Source organism: Candidatus Nitrotoga arctica, from assembly GCF_918378365.1.
GTDB classification, from domain to species: domain Bacteria; phylum Pseudomonadota; class Gammaproteobacteria; order Burkholderiales; family Gallionellaceae; genus Nitrotoga; species Nitrotoga arctica.
The window spans coordinates 2,631,101-2,649,795 of the sequence record NZ_OU912926.1; the positions used below are offsets into that span (position 1 = coordinate 2,631,101).

The window sequence follows — 18,695 nt, forward strand, 5'->3', positions numbered from 1 at the left end:
GATCAAACAACACTTTCAGTACAACATCAGCTTGATACCTATAATAGTCAACATGGTCGCCAGAATCGGGCGCAACACCTGGTCTGGAATCTTTATACCAAGATGGCTGCCCAGATAAATCCCGGGCAGCGAACCTAGCAACAAACTACCCAGCAGCCCGTAATTTACCGTACCCAGCGCGGCATGACCCAATCCGGCAATCAGGGTGAGCGGTACCGCGTGTGCAATGTCAGTACCGACGATCTTGGCCATAGGCGCGCGCGGATACAGGAACAGCAACACCACCACGCCCAACGCACCCGCACCAACCGATGAAATAGTTACCAGCACACCCAGAACCGCACCGGTTAAAATAGTCGCGCCGTTTAAATGATGTGCATGCAGTTCGAACATCGCACCATCCGGACGTTCCCCAAGCTTTTTCAAATACGGCTTAAGCAACAATGCTGCAGCAGTCAACAACAATGCAATGCTTAAAACGCTGGTAATAAGCGACTTCAGATGTTTCTCGTCCAGCGCCAAATAATGGAGCAGCGCCATACTGAGGAGAGCTGCGGGCAGGCTGCCCATCGCCAGCAGCTTGACCACCTTCCAATCCACCGTGCCGCGTCGTCCATGCACCCAACTACCGCCCATCTTTGTCAGCGACGCATACAGCAAGTCTGTGCCGACTGCCGTGGCCGGGGCAATGCCGAACACCAGCACCAGTACCGGTGTCATTAAGGAGCCGCCGCCAACGCCGGTCACACCGACCACAAAGCCGACTATAAAACCAGAAAATGTATAAAGCCAGTCCATCTAAACTCCCTAAAACGGCGCGCATGGTAGCGCACCTCCATATTGTTATCAAATAACATTATGTTAGTATTTTATAATCTATCGTTATAAGAAAAATTGCTATGAATTTACAACAATTGCGCTACCTGCATGAGATTGTTCAACATGAACTAAACATTTCCAATGCAGCGAAAGCTCTTTATACCTCACAACCCGGGTTGAGCAAGCAGATAAAACTTTTGGAAGAAGAGCTAGGGATCGAGATATTTGTGCGCAATAGCAAACGCCTCATCGCAATCACCGAACCAGGCAAGGCCGTGCTCGAAATTGCCCAGCGCATGCTTCATGATGTAGACAATTTAAAACAAGTGAGTCAGGAATTCCGCAGCCAGGATAGTGGTTCACTTACCATCGCCACCACCCATACTCAAGCACGCTATGCCTTGCCGCCAGTGGTCAAACAATTCATTAAACGTTATCCCAAAGTCAAACTCAACCTACATCAAGGCAGCCCCACCCAAATTGCACAACAAGTACTTAATGGAGAAGCAGACATCGCCATCGCTACTGAAAGCCTTATTATGTACGACGAACTGACAACCTTGCCATGCTATGAATGGCACCACTGCATCGTGGTGCCTACAGAGCACCCGCTATTGGCAGAAAAAAAGCTGACGCTGAAAAAAATTGCTCAATATCCCATCATTACTTACGACTTCGCATTTAGCGGGCGCGGCAAGATAAACGCCGCTTTCAATGCACACAACATTACTCCTAACATCGTACTCACGGCTATTGATGCGGATGTCATTAAAACCTATGTAGAATTAGGCTTGGGTATCGGCATTGTTGCCCAAATGGCATTCATTCCAGAGCGCGACCAGCTCTTACGCATGATAGATACCGGCAATCTATTTCAATCCAGCACCACGCGCATTGCCATCCGCCGCAACGAATTTCTGCGCGGCTATACTTATCACTTCATCGAGCTATTTGCCCCTCACCTTACCCGCGATGCAGTGACTAAAGCTTTGCGCGTTAAAAACACCTCTATAAATTCAAAATCCTGAGCGAGATCAAATCTGAGTGGAGTTTTATCGCGTTGCATATCTCGCACGAAGCATAGCCAGAACAATGCACCATTACTGAGTTAGCAGTGTGATGACATTAACTACGGGAAAACGAAGTGAGTAGGTTATCATAGGGTAAAAGATGCTTCGCTTTTCCGTCCTTTGCGGACAGACTACTTCAATGCAGCAGTCAGCGTAACCGAATTAAAATACAGCACCAAAACCACACAACATTCTGAATTTAGTAACATCATTCAAGGAAAACCATGCAACAAAAAAATATCAGCCCACGTTATAAACCTATGACGACTATCTTGTTTGGTAGCCGTTGGCTGCAACTGCCACTGTATCTTGGGCTAATCATTGCCCAATGCGTTTACGTATTCCACTTTATGGTAGAACTAACACACCTGGTCGCAAAAGTACCTAACCTTGGTGAAGCCGACATCATGCTGATCGTGCTCGGCTTGATCGATGTGGTGATGATTTCCAACTTGCTAATCATGGTGATTATAGGGGGCTACGAAACTTTCGTTTCGCGGTTAGATCTCGAAGGTCACCCGGATGAGCCGGACTGGCTATCGCATGTCAATGCAAATCTGCTTAAGATAAAGCTGGCTACAGCCATTATCGGCATCTCGTCCATCCACCTGCTAAAGACATTCATCAATGCCCCCAATCTGACTGAAAAAACCATGATGTGGCAAACTCTGATCCACATGGCATTCGTGGCTTCAGCGGTTTCAATGGCTTACATTGATCGCCTCATGGCACCCCCTCACGTTGCAACGAGGAACGTCAATGAGCACTGACGAATAATTATTGTTGGAGTACATTAATGTATGGCCGTGAATGCGGCCATACTCACAAAACTCTGACAGTCCGCAAAAATTCAACCGCACGAATTTATGTGGATATAAAGCATTGTAGGGCATCACTGGCACCTACCTTATGCAGCATTTCTTAAATTTTTTTCTGCTACCGCAGGGGCTTTCTCGGCAGCTTTCTGAAAACTTCTTCAATGACCGGTTCTGGCACATTGCTGCCGGTCGCGGTAGTCAGCTCACGGCCCAAAACAGTTGGTCGAACTCCTCCGAAGCGGGCTTTCAACGTTCGAGGTATGCCGCGTTCCCACATCTTTCTTCATTGCGCTCGCGCCAGATTCATTACCAGTAAGCGGCGCAGGATTTCTTCGTCTGCTATCTCCGGCGTGTAGTCGTTCCAACTGTAAGCCTTGGCGACAGCGGCATCCAGTACTTTGTGCGCATTATCCAACCATGCGGGGCGGGCATTATAGAGGTTGGTGAGAGTGCGTTTTTTCAGGTCGGCCTCGTGTCCGGGTTTGGCAACGGAGCGCGCTGGGTAGCCTGCTTTTTCTTCTTCCGGTGTGCGCACCCAATTCGCCCACTCTGGCGGGTTGAGCCAGGTCTCGCGTAGTTTGTTCAATTCTTGCGCGGATGCGGCAATCTCGGCGGCTGCGGGGTTGCTGTATTCGGCTGGTTCGAGGTTGGGTGTCAGTCCTTCGGGGAAAGGGAATGTTTCGAAACACGATTTGGCGTTATAGGTTGGCCTGCCTCCTTCGTCGCCATCTCCATGTTTGGACGAATTCGCTAATGACCAGATTTCGTGAATGCGCGTGGAAAGCACGCCAAAGGCCATGTCATCCTCACGCGCGATAGCGTAGAGGCGACTATCCGGCAGCACGCTAACATCCAGCCACGTGAACATCCTATGCTTGGCGACGCGCGGAGTAGCGATGTAGCGTTTGAGCGGGGCGAATGCGGCGCGTAAATCTGCCCCAGTTCTTCCGTGCAGCCACCATTTCGCCTTACGCCCCGAATCGTTCTGCGCATCACGCTGCGGCTTCACCTCGCGCAATACGAGGGCAAATGGCATCTCGTAGAGAGATGCTTCTTGTTCTGTGCGGTTTGTTCCAAAGTCGACAATCCAAGTATCAGAGGGGCGGCCTGTTAAATCCTGTCCGTTCGCCCACGGTCGTAACACATCGCTGTTCGGCTTACTGTTTGGATTGGGCTGTTTGAGCCATTGCCGCGCAAGCTCACCGGGAATGTCGAACGAACCAACTTTGACCGGACCTTGAAAGGCCACGCCCGTATTCTCATTCAGCGGCTTAGCCTGCGTGAGATTCAGCCCTTCGCCTGCAGTCAGGTCGGCGTGGATGTTCTCAACGGTCTTGCCATCCAGCACAGCACCCTCACCCTCCGCCCTCTCCCGAAGGGAGAGGGAACCAAAGCACACCAGCGACACGCGCACCGCAGCGCCTTCGTTGATCCATTCTTCATCCCTCCAAGCATTGAAGATGCGGGTGGTATCGCAGATTCGCGCCAGCACTTTTTGGTTCGAGCCTTTGCGCACGGATTGTGTGGCAACCAATCCGGAAAGCTGACAATTACCAGCTTCGATTTGTGCACGCGATTTCTCAAACCAGTATGTAACCAAGTCGGCACCGCCCGGCACGCGATCTACGTAGCACTTGCGCAAGGCTTCGGTGTATTCATCTCCCAACTCGCTGCGCATCTTCTTATCGCCTAAAAATGGCGGGTTGCCGATGATGACATTCACGGCAGGCCATTGGGCTTCGACAATATCCCCCTCGCCCTCTGGGAGAGGGGCTAGGGGTGAGGGTGATGCAGCTAGTTCATTCCAAAGATCTTGCAAAACCGATTCCGTTTCTTGCAACACTTGGTTATTCCAATAGCGAATGACGCGAATGCCCTGCTCTGCTATAAATTTTGTTCTAGCTTCGTCATATTCAATATTGTCCGCATGCTGACTGCCATCAAGTTCAACAGCGAGATTTGCCTCATGACAATAAAAGTCAATCACATAAGGCGGCACTGGATGTTGGCGACGAAATTTTTTACCTGCAAATCGCCGATCTCGAAGCAACATCCAAAGCAAATTTTCTGCGTCGGTCTGGTTTTGTCTTAACTCTCTGGCGAATGCTCTTAATTCAGGCGGAATATTTGTATCACTACAAACGGCACCCTTACCCCTAGTTCCTTTCCCAGAGGGCGATGGGAAAGAAAGTAGCGCATCGCGATTTTCAATATGGTCGAGCGGTTGCAGGATAGGGTTCTTGCGTATGGGATAGCCGTGTTTGAGCATCCACTGGATTTCACCAATCCACACGGTGACGCGTGCGAGTTCGGCGGCATAGGGATTAATTTCAATGCCCAGCACATTGGCGGGCGAACATTCGATGGTGATTTGCCGTTGTAGTCCCAAGGCTTCGGCTTCCAGATTTGCCCGATGTTCGAGGTCTTTCAGCGTGCGCAGGGCAAGGTATAGAAAGTTTCCGCTCCCGCACGCTGGGTCTAACACGCGAAAGGCTTTGAGCCGTTCGAGGTAGGTAATGAACACGGCTTGCGCGTCGCGTTCGGCCTTGTCGCCACTCTTCTTGCGCTTGGCAATGTATGTGGCAATCACGGCGTGCGCGACTTCCCATTCCGCTGCCAGCGGTTCAACGATAACGGGGTTGATGATGCGCAAGATGGATTTCTGGTCGGTGTAGTGCGCGCCGAGTTGGGAGCGTTTCTTGGGGTCCAGACCGCGTTCAAATAGCGTTCCGAATATCGAGGGTTCAATCCCGCTCCAATCGAGTTTGGATGCTTGGAACAATATCTTGATTTCGGCGGATTCAAGCGGCAGGACTTCGACCTTCTCGAACAGGCCGCCGTTGAACCATGCTATATCGTCTGCGCCGAAGTCGCCACCTTTACGCATGGAAGTAAACAAAGCTTCCAAGCGCGTGAACAGTTTAACCGGGTCGGTCTGGCTCTTGTCCAGCAAACGTTCAAACAGTTTGCCAGGAAGTAGTTCGGCATCTTCGGCGAACAGGCAAAACAGGCATTGGTTGAGGAAGTGCGCCACGGTCTGCGAGGCGTGTCCTCTGGCGTTCAATGATTGCGCGAGGGCGGCGAACTTGCCCGCTGCTTCTTCGGTGATTTGCGTGATAGTACGCTTCGGGTGGAACTTGTCCGGGTCGGTGAACAGCCAGCGCAGTTTGTCCAGATTTTCCGGTTCGCTGATTTCTTCCAGCGCGATCGTGTGAACTTCGCTGGGCGCGTTAGTAAAGTGTGTGTGGATTTCAATGATGTTGGTATCGCACACCACGAGCAACGGCGGGTTGTCCAACGCCAGCGCGTAGGTCATCAACTGTTTCAGGGCTTCGCCGAGGTTGCGCCGGGTGGCTTTATATTCAAACGCGAAGTGGCCTTGCTTCCACACGTCCGCCCAGCCTTGCCCGGCTCCGGTGCGCGTTGCCCCGCGCTCGAAGCAATAGGTATCGTAACTGGATGGGGAAGGGTGAGGAACGCTAACTAGAGCACACAGGTCAATAAAGTGGAGTTGGTAGCTAGCGCGCTCTTTAAGAGGGTTGTCTTTCCACTTCTGGATGAACTGTTGAGGAGTCATTTGCTCGGCAACCTATTTAACTCGCGTACCCCATCACGCACAAAGTGGTGAAATATCGAATGAGGCCAATCAACCGCACATTGTACATGCCCATTTTTAACCGGGTTGAAATGAATGTAATCGACATGGCGAGCAAAATCATTTTCATCACGAATTTGGTGTTCCCGGAATCGCCGTTGCCAGATAGTCGATTCGCGATGTTTGAGTTTTAATGCAGTCACCCAGTCGGCACAACGACAATCTTCTCTGCAGGATTGGCCGTGCCCCGCCGAAGCTTTGCTATCGTGGCTTTCGGCGCATCGTAAACATCTAAAAAACGAAAGATAAACGTGTCGGCATCAAAAGGCGTTTCCACCAGGTCTTTTTGAGCGACGATTCAATTTCGGCAATGTTCATGTGGAGCGTATCACCAGTTTCCGTTGTTCTAGCAAGTACGCTGGTTTATACCAAGGCTCATGCACAAGCCGATTCGGTGCTGCTGAAGTATCGGAGAGTGGAATTTTCAAGAGCGTAAGTAGTACTCTCTCAAGAAGGATGCTGAGATGCCAAGTCGCGACTGCCAAACCCTGGGGATGTAAGGCTTTCGGCCCACTATGCGCAAGTTTGTCCCTTACCTCTTTGAGTCCTGGTAATGGATCGGGTCCAGATAACGGCCAAAGATCGTCATTTTTTACGCTCCATGTCATCAATACCCACTCCAACCGTTGTAACAGGCTCAACCTCCCATTTTTTACCGTTTTAATGAAGCCTTCAATCCGCTCAACGACTTCAACAATAGCGCCCTGTTTCGCCGCCTCTAGTACTAACAAAAGTGCGTCGTCATCTTCTTTATGTTTGGCATTTCCAAATTTCGGTGCGAACGCTCTGCATGCTTCGAGTGCCTGAAACATCCGGAGAAAGCGTTCCGACACTTGCATATTTATGGAGGGCGTCAATCCTATTGACATGTGTTTGAATATATTTTTCATTTGCGGATCAAGTGCTGCCAGCTCTTTAGTGGCTGAACTCGTCAATGATGCAAAACTACGTTGATCGACCAGATAGTCATGCGGCTCGTAAGGAATATATTTGGTAGTTATTGGATCCAATGGGTATATCCAGATTTGCTCCTGCCGATCATCGTATCTCACTTCCCATCCCGACACGGCAATTCGTTGCCTACAAAAAACAGAGACCACCATTAGAGCCTCTTCAATATGTGAGAGATATTCCTCTGTGGTTTGGGTAGCCTCATAACCCAACTCGACAGCGGCGCAGAAGCCAGACTTTACAACTGCATTGTCGGGATTTGCTGAACGTGCGAACACCCATTCCCTCAATAATCGGACTCGTCCCAATTGTGGAATGTCCACTACATGAAGCTCTGCAGTTTGGCAGTTCGGTGTTTTACTTAGCGCAGAAAGCCAATTGTGTTCTGCTAAAAAAGCATTGCTGGTCAGGTGGAACCTGATACTTTTTTTAAAGTTTTGAAGCTGATCATTTCCGCTCGGCTTATTGAATCGCCTAGTCATCCTCAACTTGCCAATGTGTGTCAGTATAATCGGTGCCAAACCGGCGCGCCTTCGCGGCTGCCTATCCTGTGGCATATGCCTATATCACACGTCATCTAGCCAAAGCTCTATGCCACCAATTTGACCATTGATGTGACAAGGATTGAGAATTTCAGGGAGGGGCATCAATGCGACAGGGACACTGAGTTCGATTCGCGCGACATCGCCACCGACCAATGGAGGCCAGACGCGGCAGTCAATAATCACCGTTTGATCGTTCGCGCTTACCAGTTTACCGTCAAACTCGTAACACACTCCATCTACCAGTTCGATATCCATACCTTAGAGTTCCTTTGCATAAGCATTTTTAGCCAAGGATGGCACAAAGACGTATCCACCCGCTGAAGATGCAATGCCATTGGAGTTATCACCACCTGCGCACCAAGTCACGGCAAGTCAATACCAAACGCAAGAAAAGAGGTCTTCAGTATCTGATATGCAGCCGGAGCACTAGCGAGCGATTGAATAGTTGTTCCGAAGACGTTAAACATATTGAGTAGCTTTGTATCGTTGGGCGACTCGCTGCTAATCTCGGACGTACATTCCTGCACGATCTCCAATAGTTTTTGTCTTTCTGGCTCAGAGAGAGACGGCTCAATCTCAATAGCCTCCTTGAACTGTTGTAGTGAAGTAGCCAGTGATGCGCGTTCATTCTTACCGAGGTTCTGAATGACGTTTGCAACAGCGTTAGTACCTGTTTGAACCGAGCCAACATTCCCATTAAAAATGTAATTGTTAGTCCTGGGAGATACACCTTGAGTTTGAGGAGTTGATGATGAACCCAATAGAGGCAAGAACGGCTCTGCCTCGAACGGTGTGAGGTAGCGCAAATACTGCTTGAGAGCACCTCTGATGTTATTCGACAAAGTAGGAATGCACTCATCTCGAAGTTGCGCTGCCACTAATCCGGCGTTTTCGTCCGAAACCCCCTTTGCTTCGGCATCCTTCGACAACTGTATCGCAGAACCTTGGGCAGCTTCGGCACCCGCCAACATTCCAAGATTCATCAGCACTTCACTTGTCGAAACCTGCCTTGCCGACATGATTAAGGTGGACTTAAAGAACAATTTTTGCCCAAGATCACCTGCCAAATATCCCCACCTAAACTCATGGGAGGAGTGGTCAGCGCCCGTTATTCTGTCATCAAGTTTGAATTTCTCAATTTCGCTTTCAAAATAGCCTTGGGGGACGAAGTCACGCAAGTCGGTCAAGATCATTGCTCGAAGTTGTTTCAATATCCACCAGTCCATAACATCTCCGTCCGTCAGCACCGCACTAGCGCGGCATTGTATGCCGCATTGCGCTCACGCTTGCCGACCGATAACACCAGCACTGTGATGACATGATCCTGCACCTGGTACACCAGCCGAAAGCCTGCCGCCCGCAGCTTGATCTTGTAGAGATGGCTGCCACCACTGATGTGAGACGATTCCACACGAGGATTCTCTAGGCGTTCGCCCAGCTTTTTCTTGAATTGTTCCCTAATGGGCTTGTCCAGCTTGCTCCACTCACTCATCGCGCTTGGGTGGAAATCCAGCTCATAAGTCATTCAATTTGACCTTGATCGGCTGCTGACCATCGTTCAGGCGAACCTCGGCCAGCCGGCGTAGCTCCTCATCCTCCTGTTGGCCACTGTGCGCGTAGGTTGTTGGCACTCGTTTGAAATACTTCTTCAGTGCCCAACCACTGTGATATTGCTGACGTAGCCAGTCGTAGTACTCAATCTGAATCCACTTTCCTTGCTCTGCAAGAGGTTTCACAACTTCACGTGGGAAAAGTTTACTCACGATTAATGATCTATTTTCAGGATCAGACCGCACGGTGGCCACTCGATCAAGAACTACAAAGCGATCATTTGCTCTTTTTGTTTCTTTCTCGATTGCAATCAAAACAAGGTTGGACAATGCTTCAAGTTGGTTCTGTTGTTTCTCAAGAGACTGCCGCTGGAGTGCAAGCTCAGAATCTGTCTTGCCTTGCCATTTTCCCGAGGATAGTTCTTGCAGGTAGGGAATCAAAAAAACCGCAATAAAGCTTATCAACGCCATGAGTTCCATAGCCTTTCGACTTAACCCTATTCCGTTTTCTTGCTCCGCGGTTTCTTCAGTTACTTCTAGAAGCGTCCCATCAGCCCGAATGCCCAAAGCCACAAGCTGTGCCTCTATACCCCTTTCACCTAGAAGCCCAGCAAGTGTTGCAGCGGAAGACCAATCGATCACAGGTATTGTGAGTCTGCCAACCGACTCTTGAAGAACTTTGATGGCACCAACCGATTCCACAAGCCCTCTTGGCACCTCCCAGTGTTGGTGAGCGTCCTGGTATGACTTCATCAGCCGTGTAATCTGGCCAGATGCACTTGTCGCTGCAAGAACTTCTCGTGCATGACGTAGTGATGCCTGTATGCCTTCGTCCATGGCAGAAAAAGCACCAACCTGACCCGCAGCCTTAAATGTACGAGTAAGCTCATCACTCAACCATGCAGGTTTTGTGGCAATGTCTATCATACGTTGCCAGTTCGGATCAAATGCGTACTGCTTGCGGATGTCAGCAATTGGATCAAGCATCCGCTTAAAATAATCTTGCTGATCCAGCAACTGCTTGGCGTCCTGCAATGCTGCTAATTGCCCGACATATAATGCAGAGTTTGTGGCTTTGTTGATCTTGTGAACTTCCTCGGCAATACTGGAGTAGGGCTGAAGATGTTTAAGCCAATCAAGGCGAGCGTCTTCCATTCGGCGTAGCTCACTCGCTAACGTGCCACTAATTCCAAGCTGATCCCACTTAGAGCCCGCGCCAGCACTCATATAGCACCTTTACTATTGGCTTATCCAGACCCCAATGTACCGGAGTCAAATTGTTTTGACTATCTCCGCGGAATGAACAACGTATTGCCTATATCACCTCTTTTAGGATCAATGTATCCTTGCTCACCTGACGCCCGTTGCTGAAATGCAGCACTTCCCACAACTCTACAACTGTAAATCTTTCGAAAAATGAAAGCGAACGCAAGGTATCGAATTTCTCCGTCTCATAAATTTCATTCTGCTCTTAAAAGAGTGAACTAAAGGCAAAGAAAGATGATAGATCTTGAGCAAATTCATTACAATTCTGGTACTGTTGAGACAAATCCTTTTTCATAGCTCGCTGAACGATGGCATTCAGTTCATCTGGGATGTTTTTAGAAAAATCCTAAAAAGATTACTTGCTCAAACATGCTACCGCTTAATCAGCATGGCATCGCCATAACTGAAAAAACGGTATTGCCGTTCCACCGCATGGCTATAGGCGGCGAGCATTGCGTCCATGCCACCGAAAGCGCACACCAGCATCAGCAGGGTAGACTTGGGCAAATGGAAATTAGTTAGCAAAATATCCACCACTTTGAAACGGTAACCCGGAACAATGAAAATACTTGTTTCACCTTCCCCGGCTAGTAACCTGCCTTGTTGCGCCGCGCTTTCCAGCGCACGTAAACTGGTAGTGCCAACCGCGATGATCCGTCCACCTCGCGCCCGTGCCTGCAGAATAGCATCCACCGTTGCTTGTGGAATGACATAATGTTCGCTATGCATCACATGATCACGGACATTATCTACACGCACTGGCTGAAAAGTGCCAGCGCCGACATGTAAAGTTAGATAGGCGAGTTGCGTACCTTGAGCGCGTAAGGTGGCGAGCATTGCCTCATCAAAATGCAGCCCTGCCGTGGGCGCGGCTACCGAACCGGGCTGGCATGCGTATACCGTCTGATACCGCTCTTGGTCCTCGGCATTAGCTGCATGAGTAATATAGGGGGGTAGCGGCAACTGTCCGTATTGTTCCAGCAATGCCGACACATTCTCTGTGCTGTCAAAGCGCAAGCAGAAAAATTCTCGCTCGCGTCCCAGCACCGTAACGGGAAGATGCCCTGCCAGCAACAATCGGCTGCCCGACTTGGGCACATGGCTGGCGCGCACTTGGGCCAGCGCATGATGTTCGTCAAGAATACGCTCGATCAATACCTCAATTTTACCGCCGCTTTCCTTTACTCCGAACAGGCGCGCTTTCAGCACACGTGCATCATTCAACACCAGCAAATCATGTTCACGCACCAGGGATGGTAAATTAGCAAACATGGAGTCTTCTCTAGCCTCCCCGCGTATACACAACAAGCGACTGGCATCACGCCGTTCGGGTGGGTGTTGCGCGATCAAGTGCTCGGGAAGTGCGAAGTTAAATTCGTCGGTGAACATCACAAAATTTTGCAACCATTAAAACGCTTCGTCTTCGCGCAGGTAGCGCCATTGCCCGCTGGGCAAATCGCCCAATTTTATCTTGCCGATACGCACGCGCTTTAGCCCGGTAACTTTCAGTCCAACCAGTTCACACATGCGACGAATCTGACGTTTTTTGCCTTCGCGCAAAATAAAGCGCAATTGATCGTCATTCAGCCAGCTCACTCTGGCAGGCTTAAGCACCTCGCCGTCCAGTTTAAGACCGTGGTTCAACATGGATAGACCGTTAGCTGAAATTTTGCCCTGCACGCGCACCAGATATTCCTTGTCGAGGTCGGAATCTTCGCCGACAAGTTGTTTGGCGATGCGGCCATCCTGAGTCAATACCAGCAAACCCTGCGAATCAATATCCAGCCGGCCCGCAGGCGCGATGCCTTTCAAATGCATGGGATGAAAAGACAGCGGTGATTGATCGCTGGCAAAGCGTGATGAAGCATTAATCAGGGTAACTGCGGGCTTGTGGTTGTCTTCTGCCTGCCCGGAAACAAAACCGATCGGTTTATTCAGCAGGATCGTTACGCGCGTTTGCTGTTGTGCCTGGGCGGCGCGGTTCAACGTGATGCGCTGGGTGGGATCTATTTTCGTACCCAGTTCAGTTACTGGCTTGCCATCCACCAACACCCAACCACGTTCAATATAGCTGTCTGCCTCGCGGCGGGAGCACAAGCCCTGTTCGGACATCAGTTTTGAAAGGCGTATTTTTTCCATATTTTTTTGTAACCAAGTCCAATGCAGTAGTAGCAATACATACTGTGCGGCTATTCCAGAAACGATGCGGGACGCTATGCTACACGATTGCAACTCGTATTATTCCTATGGTTATGCCATTTGTTGCGAGCGCGCTTTAGATAAATAAGTAGAAGCCATTAAATCCACGTTGGCTATTCAGCAAGGAGAGCACTCTCCCGATCAGGAGAGCGTATCAAAAATATTGATTACAAAATTTTAAACAGAAACCGTCTGTTTGGAGAAGTCCAGACCCGCAACCTGATAAAAACTTTCCAGATCGCTTAAATCATCCAGCACCGCTGACGCTCCAGAAAAATCCTGCTTGCTTGTGTAGTGATTTATTGTGATGAAAGTTTTCAATCCAGCGGCCAAGCTGGAACGCAGGCCATTCTCAGAGTCCTCCAGCGCTATGCAATCAGCAGCATCGAGGCCCAGCCTCTCCAACACCCAATAATAAATGTCAGGCGCGGGTTTCTTGTGCTGGACGATATCGCCATAACCAATGACGTCGAACAGAGCTTCGCTATCCGCGCCCAATCCCTGTTGTAAAAGCGTGACGACGTTATCCAGCGATGTGGTGGTGGCAATGGCAAGCTTCAATCCTGCCTGTTTGGCTTCGGTAATCAGTCGTTTTATATTAGGGCGCAATGGAATGCCACCTTCGCGTAACATCGCGGTGTAATGCGCGGTCTTGACCAAATGGAGGTGTTTCACAAAACTTTCATAATCAGCTGGCTTCTGAAAACCAGGCACATAAGTAGTAATAAAATGATTGATTCGTTCTTTGCCGCCGGTCACTTTAAGCAACTTGTCATACAGGGCAACGTCCCAGTTCCAGTCAAGATGATTTTCCGCGAATGTTCTATTAAACGAGAGGCGATGGGCCTCTTCGGTATCTGCTAACGTGCCGTCTACGTCAAAAATTATAGCTTTAGTTTTCATTCCGAACCTTCCATTAGCGATTTAGCAATACTCATAAAAATTGCACCTTGCATCTTAAGTCGAATTCCAAGTTTCCACGGGCAATTATAAATAATATTGGAGAAGCCATATAATTGGCAAGATCAATCCGGCGGTAATTTTCTGTGAAATTCATTTCTACGTATCGATTCATTATTGCTTTTTGTCTTGGCTTGCTTACCGTTCTAGGCTTTGCACCCTTTTCACTATTCCCTCTTGTTATCTTTACACTAGCTGCACTGTTCTGGCTATGGCAACAGGCAAATGGGAAACGTGTGGCAGCATGGCTGGGATTTTTCTTTGGTTTTGGTTTATTCAGTGCCGGCATAGGCTGGCTATACATTGCGCAGCATGATTACGGCGACATGCCATTCTTACTGGCCCTCTCCACTACCGCTCTGTTTGCTGCATTCTTGGCGTTATTTCCCGCATTGATTGGTTATACACAGGCAAGGTTGCTAGCTCCTTCTTGGGCACGCTTGATACTGGTAATGCCTGCATTATGGGTACTTCTGGAATGGATACGCGGGTTGTTGTTCACTGGCTTTCCTTGGCTGACACTGGCTTATTCACAAGTATCTGCTAGCCCTTTGGTGGGATATGCACCAATATTCGGCGTTTATGGTGTATCACTAGCGGTGACGATAAGTGCAGGATTGCTGGCGCTATTATGGCAAATGCGTTGGAATGCTCAAGGGAAAGCGGCACTGGCGGCGCTGTTACTGCTATGGGCCAGCGCTACGGCACTTCGTACCATAGACTGGACACAGCCTGAAGGCGAACCGTTCAAGGTTGCATTGTTGCAAGGCAATATTCCGCAAGATCTCAAATTCCACGAAGAGAAGCTTATCGACACGCTGGAAACCTATCGCCGACTGGTGCTGCAAACCGATGCCCGTTTGATCATTTTACCGGAAACCGCACTACCACTGCTACGCCACAATCTGCCGGAAAATTACATGGATATTTTGCGCAAGCACGCCAGGCAAAACGGCGGCGATATACTTATCGGTGCATTTGAAAGTGACAATGAACTGCACTACAACAGCGTATTTACGCTTGGCACAGCGAATAGCCAAAACTACCGTAAAAACCATCTGGTGCCATTCGGCGAATTCATCCCATTGCGCCCAGCGTTGGGCTGGATCGTCAACGAAGTATTGAATATTCCCATGTCTGACTTAGCGCGTGGCGGGGAACGACAACAAGTATTGCGCATAGCGGGCCAACGCGTTGCCGTGCAGATTTGCTACGAGGATGTATTCGGCGAAGAAATCATTCGTTACTTGCCGGAGGCAAGCTTGCTGGTAAATGTTAGCAACGATGCCTGGTATGGCAAATCACATGCAGCGATGCAGCACAACCAGATCGCACAAATGCGCGCACTGGAAACAGGACGCATGATGCTGCGCGCCACGAACACTGGCGTAACCTCTATCATCAGGCGCGATGGCAGCATACAGCAGATGTTGCCACAACATGAGGAAGGCATACTCGTTGGACAGGTGCAGGGCTATACCGGCAGTACACCGTATGTGCGCTGGGGCAATGCGGCGGTGCTGATTATTTTGATAATGATGCTCGTCTTAGCCAAACTGGTGCAGCGAAGGTCACCCTTTCACCCACCTTCAGCGCACTCTCCCAGAGTAAGAAAATCAAGGTGACGAAACACATTGAGGAATTCACAATGAACTGGGTTTGCTACCTCATTTGTTGTGCGGACGGCACGCTGTATTGCGGCATCACCAATAATCTGAAAAAACGTCTGGCCGCGCACAATGCTGGTGAGGCGGCGAAATATACTCGCGGCCGTCGCCCAGTACGACTAATGCACGTCGAGCCATGCGCCGACAAATCCGCTGCCTTGAAGCGCGAGCTACAGATCAAAGAGTTATCGCGTGGCGAAAAACAGGCATTGTGCGGAATGATATGAAAGTCATCTATGAGGATCACCTAGCGCTGACCTTATCGTCAGGCATTACTAAGTCCGTATAGAGCCGATACAATTAATATCGACAGGCTTTTTTGACAAAAACAGGTGAAATATATATCATGCCCGCCTTATGTTTGAACGGCAATTTATAGATAGCTTGGACTTTGCTAATAACAACCGAGAGTTACGCGGTGAAATTGCAATGGCTCAAATGCCTCGGCTTCAAGATAAGCTGGTTGTTCTTGATGCTGGTTTTGAACACGATCACAAAGAAGACATTAGCTACATCCTGCGCGGTTTTCGTGACAGGAATGACAAACCAATGTTGGAAGTGAAACTGGACGGACTGTGCCAACTGCGGTGTCAGCGATGTTTACAGGGCTTAATTTATCCATTGAAGCTGGTTTCCCAGTTACTTTTGGTGAAAAACTGGGATGAATCTTCTGTTGAAGTAGAAGATGAGATAGATAGCATTTTAGTTGATAGTCATTTGGACGTGTTTTCCTTGTTTGAGGAAGAGATTTTACTGAATCTGCCATTTGCACCGAGACATCCTGTAGGCGTTTGTCGACCTGTGAAAGAAGGATATGTAGTGGAAGAGATAGATCGGATAAATAAAAACCCATTTGCTGTGCTGTCCGAATTGAAATACAAGTAGTTTTTTATTATAGGTTTTGCAAGGAGTTAATATGGCTGTTCAACAGAATAAAAAATCCCCATCCAAGCGTGGCATGCACCGCTCGCACGATTTTCTGGTTAGTCCGGCGCTGGCGGTTGAACCCTCCACTGGTGAACAACATCTGCGTCACCACATCAGTCCAACTGGCTATTATCGCGGCAAAAGAGTTATCAAAATAAAAGGCGACTAATCACACTTGCGGTAGCGGATACGCACCCCATAAAAAGGTGCAGACGCATCCATGTATCCAAAATCCAAGTTGAACAAAGCGTAAGAGGATCGCCTGGTGGATGTCACAATAGCCATTGATGCCATGGGTGGCGACCACGGAACGCGCGTCACCATTCCCGCTGCGGTAAGATATCTGAAACAACATCCAACCGATACGATCGTATTGGTTGGTTTGCCCGACGCCATCGAAGCTGAGTTGCGCACCATCAAAACGTCTATCGAGCCACGACTGCGTATCCAGGCAGCCAGTGAAGTGGTCGGCATGGACGAATCCCCGCAATTGGTGTTACGTAGCAAAAAAGATTCTTCCATGCGTGTCGCCATTAATCTTGTAAAAAATGGCGAGGCGTCTGCTTGCGTAAGTGCCGGAAATACTGGTGCATTGATGGCAACAGCGCGTTATGTACTTAAAATGCTGCCTGGTATAGACCGCCCCGCGATTGCTTCATTTCTGCCCACTTATAAGGGGCAAGTCTGTATGCTGGATCTTGGCGCGAATGTGGATTGTAACGCTGAGAATTTATTACAGTTCGCCCTGATGGGTACCGCTCTGGTTTATGCTATTGAACATAAAAATAATCCTACGGTAGGCCTGCTCAATATTGGAAGTGAAGATATTAAGGGCAATGAAATCGTCAAGCAAGCAAGTGAACTGTTGCGGCAAAGCGATTTAAATTTTTACGGCAATATCGAAGGCAACGATATTTTCAAAGGAGTAACTGACGTAGTAGTTTGTGACGGCTTTGTCGGGAATGTTGCACTAAAAACAACAGAGGGACTGGCGCAGATGTTGGGTGGTTTCCTGCGTGAAGAATTTAACCGTAATATGTTTACCAAATTGGCCGGGCTACTTGCCACTCCGGTACTCAAGGCATTCAAACGCCGTGTTGATCCCCGCCGTTACAACGGTGCCAGCCTATTGGGACTGAAAGGTATCGTGCTGAAAAGTCATGGCTCTGCCGATGCGTTCGCCTTCTTTTGCGCCATTGAACGTGCCGCCGAAGAAGCGCGCGGCGGCATGTTGCATCATATTAGCGAGCACATAGAGAAATGGCATGATGCATGCCAACAAAAGACAAGGGAGGCTTCCTGATATATTCAAAAATAATCGGTACCGGCAGCTACCTGCCGACCAAGGTGTTGACTAACTTCGACCTCGAGAAGCTGGTCGAAACTTCGCATGACTGGATTGTCACTCGCAGCGGCATTGTCGAACGGCATTTTGCCGCTGAAGGTGAGCAGGCCAGTGATATGGCATGGCATGCCAGCCAGCGTGCACTGGAGGCGGCTGGCATCGGCGTTGATGAAATTGACCTGGTCATTGTCGCTACAACCACGCCGGATCATATCCTACCCAGTACTGCGTGTATCCTGCAAGACAAGCTAGGCATTAAGAATGGCGCGGCCTTCGACGTGCAAGCTGTATGCAGCGGCTTTATTTATGCGTTAAATACCGCTGATCTGTTTATCCGAGGCGGGCAGGCACGCAATGCTTTAGTAGTAGGCGCCGAAGTGTTATCGCGCTTGCTTAACTGGGAAGATCGCACTACCTGTGTGTTGTTTGGTGATGGAGCGGGCGCGGTGATACTGCAGCGTAGCGATGTGCCGGGTATCTTGTCCGCCAAGTTACATGCCGACGGTAGCCATCGCAACAAGTTAAGTGCCGACGGCGGCATACGTGATGGCGCGATCTTCGGCAACCCTTACATTAAAATGGACGGTCAGGCGGTATTTAAGTTCGCTGTCAAGGTACTTAGTGAAGTAGTGGAAGAGGTGTTGGCCGAGAACAAGATGAAGTGTACCGACATCGATTGGCTCGTTCCTCACCAAGCCAATATTCGCATAATGGAAGCTACAGCCAAGAAACTTGGGCTGAGCATGGATAAAGTTGTGGTGACCGTTGCTCATCATGGGAATACGTCGGCGGCATCCATCCCACTAGCACTCGACACCGCAGTTCGGGATGGGCGTATTCAGTCCGGTCAGCATGTGCTACTGGAGGCAGTCGGCGGTGGTTTCACCTGGGGTGCAGTTTTACTGCGCTGGTAACTTCTCGTA

19 protein-coding genes are annotated in these 18,695 nt (G+C 49.4%); 8 read left to right on the forward strand and 11 right to left on the reverse strand.

The window, feature by feature from the left end; genetic code table 11:
- Positions 1-15: 15 nt before the first annotated feature.
- Positions 16-798: a sulfite exporter TauE/SafE family protein gene (locus tag MKZ32_RS12020; RefSeq protein WP_239797487.1), complete on the reverse strand. Its 783-nt coding sequence runs from the start codon at positions 796-798 to the stop codon at positions 16-18.
- A gap of 101 nt (positions 799-899) precedes the next feature.
- Between MKZ32_RS12020 and cysB the strand changes: the two genes are divergently transcribed.
- Both cysB and MKZ32_RS12030 read left to right on the forward strand, forming a co-directional pair.
- Positions 900-1,847 carry an HTH-type transcriptional regulator CysB gene (gene cysB, locus MKZ32_RS12025; RefSeq protein WP_239797488.1) on the forward strand — a complete coding sequence of 316 codons (948 nt, stop codon included), beginning with the start codon at positions 900-902 and terminating at the stop codon, positions 1,845-1,847.
- A 266-nt stretch (positions 1,848-2,113) separates the two neighbouring features.
- Complete coding sequence (locus MKZ32_RS12030) at positions 2,114-2,659, forward strand: TIGR00645 family protein (RefSeq protein WP_239797489.1); 546 nt, start codon at positions 2,114-2,116, stop codon at positions 2,657-2,659.
- A gap of 132 nt (positions 2,660-2,791) precedes the next feature.
- Here the strand turns inward: MKZ32_RS12030 and MKZ32_RS15760 are convergent, their stop codons facing one another.
- From MKZ32_RS15760 to MKZ32_RS12075, 10 genes are all read right to left on the reverse strand, one after another.
- Positions 2,792-2,887 (reverse strand): SEC-C metal-binding domain-containing protein, encoded by a 96-nt coding sequence (locus MKZ32_RS15760; RefSeq protein ID WP_420887735.1) that lies wholly within the window; start codon positions 2,885-2,887, stop codon positions 2,792-2,794.
- A gap of 103 nt (positions 2,888-2,990) precedes the next feature.
- On the reverse strand, positions 2,991-6,284 hold the full coding sequence (locus tag MKZ32_RS12035; RefSeq protein ID WP_239797490.1) for a DUF559 domain-containing protein: 3,294 nt from the start codon (positions 6,282-6,284) through the stop codon (positions 2,991-2,993).
- A gap of 392 nt (positions 6,285-6,676) precedes the next feature.
- Complete coding sequence (locus MKZ32_RS12040) at positions 6,677-7,834, reverse strand: hypothetical protein (RefSeq protein ID WP_239797491.1); 1,158 nt, start codon at positions 7,832-7,834, stop codon at positions 6,677-6,679.
- A 45-nt stretch (positions 7,835-7,879) separates the two neighbouring features.
- Positions 7,880-8,113 carry a hypothetical protein gene (locus MKZ32_RS12045; RefSeq protein WP_239797492.1) on the reverse strand — a complete coding sequence of 78 codons (234 nt, stop codon included), beginning with the start codon at positions 8,111-8,113 and terminating at the stop codon, positions 7,880-7,882.
- A 107-nt stretch (positions 8,114-8,220) separates the two neighbouring features.
- Positions 8,221-9,084 carry a hypothetical protein gene (locus MKZ32_RS12050; protein WP_239797493.1) on the reverse strand — a complete coding sequence of 288 codons (864 nt, stop codon included), beginning with the start codon at positions 9,082-9,084 and terminating at the stop codon, positions 8,221-8,223.
- Between the two features lie 14 nt (positions 9,085-9,098).
- Positions 9,099-9,383 carry a type II toxin-antitoxin system RelE family toxin gene (locus MKZ32_RS12055; protein ID WP_239797494.1) on the reverse strand — a complete coding sequence of 95 codons (285 nt, stop codon included), beginning with the start codon at positions 9,381-9,383 and terminating at the stop codon, positions 9,099-9,101.
- Positions 9,373-10,635, reverse strand: coding sequence for an SH3 domain-containing protein (locus MKZ32_RS12060; RefSeq protein WP_239797495.1), 1,263 nt, complete (start codon positions 10,633-10,635; stop codon positions 9,373-9,375). The genes MKZ32_RS12055 and MKZ32_RS12060 overlap by 11 nt, the downstream gene beginning before the upstream one ends.
- A 411-nt stretch (positions 10,636-11,046) precedes the next feature.
- Positions 11,047-12,063 (reverse strand): tRNA preQ1(34) S-adenosylmethionine ribosyltransferase-isomerase QueA, encoded by a 1,017-nt coding sequence (gene queA, locus MKZ32_RS12065; RefSeq protein ID WP_239798147.1) that lies wholly within the window; start codon positions 12,061-12,063, stop codon positions 11,047-11,049.
- Positions 12,064-12,081: 18 nt separating this feature from the next.
- Positions 12,082-12,813, reverse strand: a complete 732-nt coding sequence (locus MKZ32_RS12070) for a pseudouridine synthase (RefSeq protein ID WP_239797496.1) — start codon at positions 12,811-12,813, stop codon at positions 12,082-12,084.
- Positions 12,814-13,050: 237 nt separating this feature from the next.
- A complete protein-coding gene (locus MKZ32_RS12075; RefSeq protein WP_239797497.1) occupies positions 13,051-13,776 on the reverse strand; it encodes an HAD-IA family hydrolase in 726 nt (241 codons plus the stop codon).
- Between the two features lie 143 nt (positions 13,777-13,919).
- On the opposite strand from MKZ32_RS12075, the gene lnt reads away from it, so the two are divergent.
- The 6 genes from lnt to MKZ32_RS12105 all read left to right on the forward strand — a co-directional run bounded on the left by lnt (position 13,920) and on the right by MKZ32_RS12105 (position 18,686).
- A complete protein-coding gene (gene lnt / locus MKZ32_RS12080; protein ID WP_420887736.1) occupies positions 13,920-15,458 on the forward strand; it encodes an apolipoprotein N-acyltransferase in 1,539 nt (512 codons plus the stop codon).
- 23 nt (positions 15,459-15,481) lie between these two features.
- Positions 15,482-15,727 (forward strand): GIY-YIG nuclease family protein, encoded by a 246-nt coding sequence (locus MKZ32_RS12085; protein ID WP_239797498.1) that lies wholly within the window; start codon positions 15,482-15,484, stop codon positions 15,725-15,727.
- Between the two features lie 130 nt (positions 15,728-15,857).
- A complete protein-coding gene (locus MKZ32_RS12090; protein ID WP_239797499.1) occupies positions 15,858-16,385 on the forward strand; it encodes a YceD family protein in 528 nt (175 codons plus the stop codon).
- A 31-nt stretch (positions 16,386-16,416) separates the two neighbouring features.
- Positions 16,417-16,596, forward strand: coding sequence for a 50S ribosomal protein L32 (gene rpmF / locus MKZ32_RS12095; RefSeq protein ID WP_173055180.1), 180 nt, complete (start codon positions 16,417-16,419; stop codon positions 16,594-16,596).
- A gap of 96 nt (positions 16,597-16,692) precedes the next feature.
- Positions 16,693-17,730 carry a phosphate acyltransferase PlsX gene (gene plsX, locus MKZ32_RS12100; RefSeq protein ID WP_239797500.1) on the forward strand — a complete coding sequence of 346 codons (1,038 nt, stop codon included), beginning with the start codon at positions 16,693-16,695 and terminating at the stop codon, positions 17,728-17,730.
- Positions 17,700-18,686 (forward strand): beta-ketoacyl-ACP synthase III, encoded by a 987-nt coding sequence (locus tag MKZ32_RS12105; RefSeq protein ID WP_275584292.1) that lies wholly within the window; start codon positions 17,700-17,702, stop codon positions 18,684-18,686. The genes plsX and MKZ32_RS12105 overlap by 31 nt, the downstream gene beginning before the upstream one ends.
- Positions 18,687-18,695 lie beyond the last annotated feature (9 nt).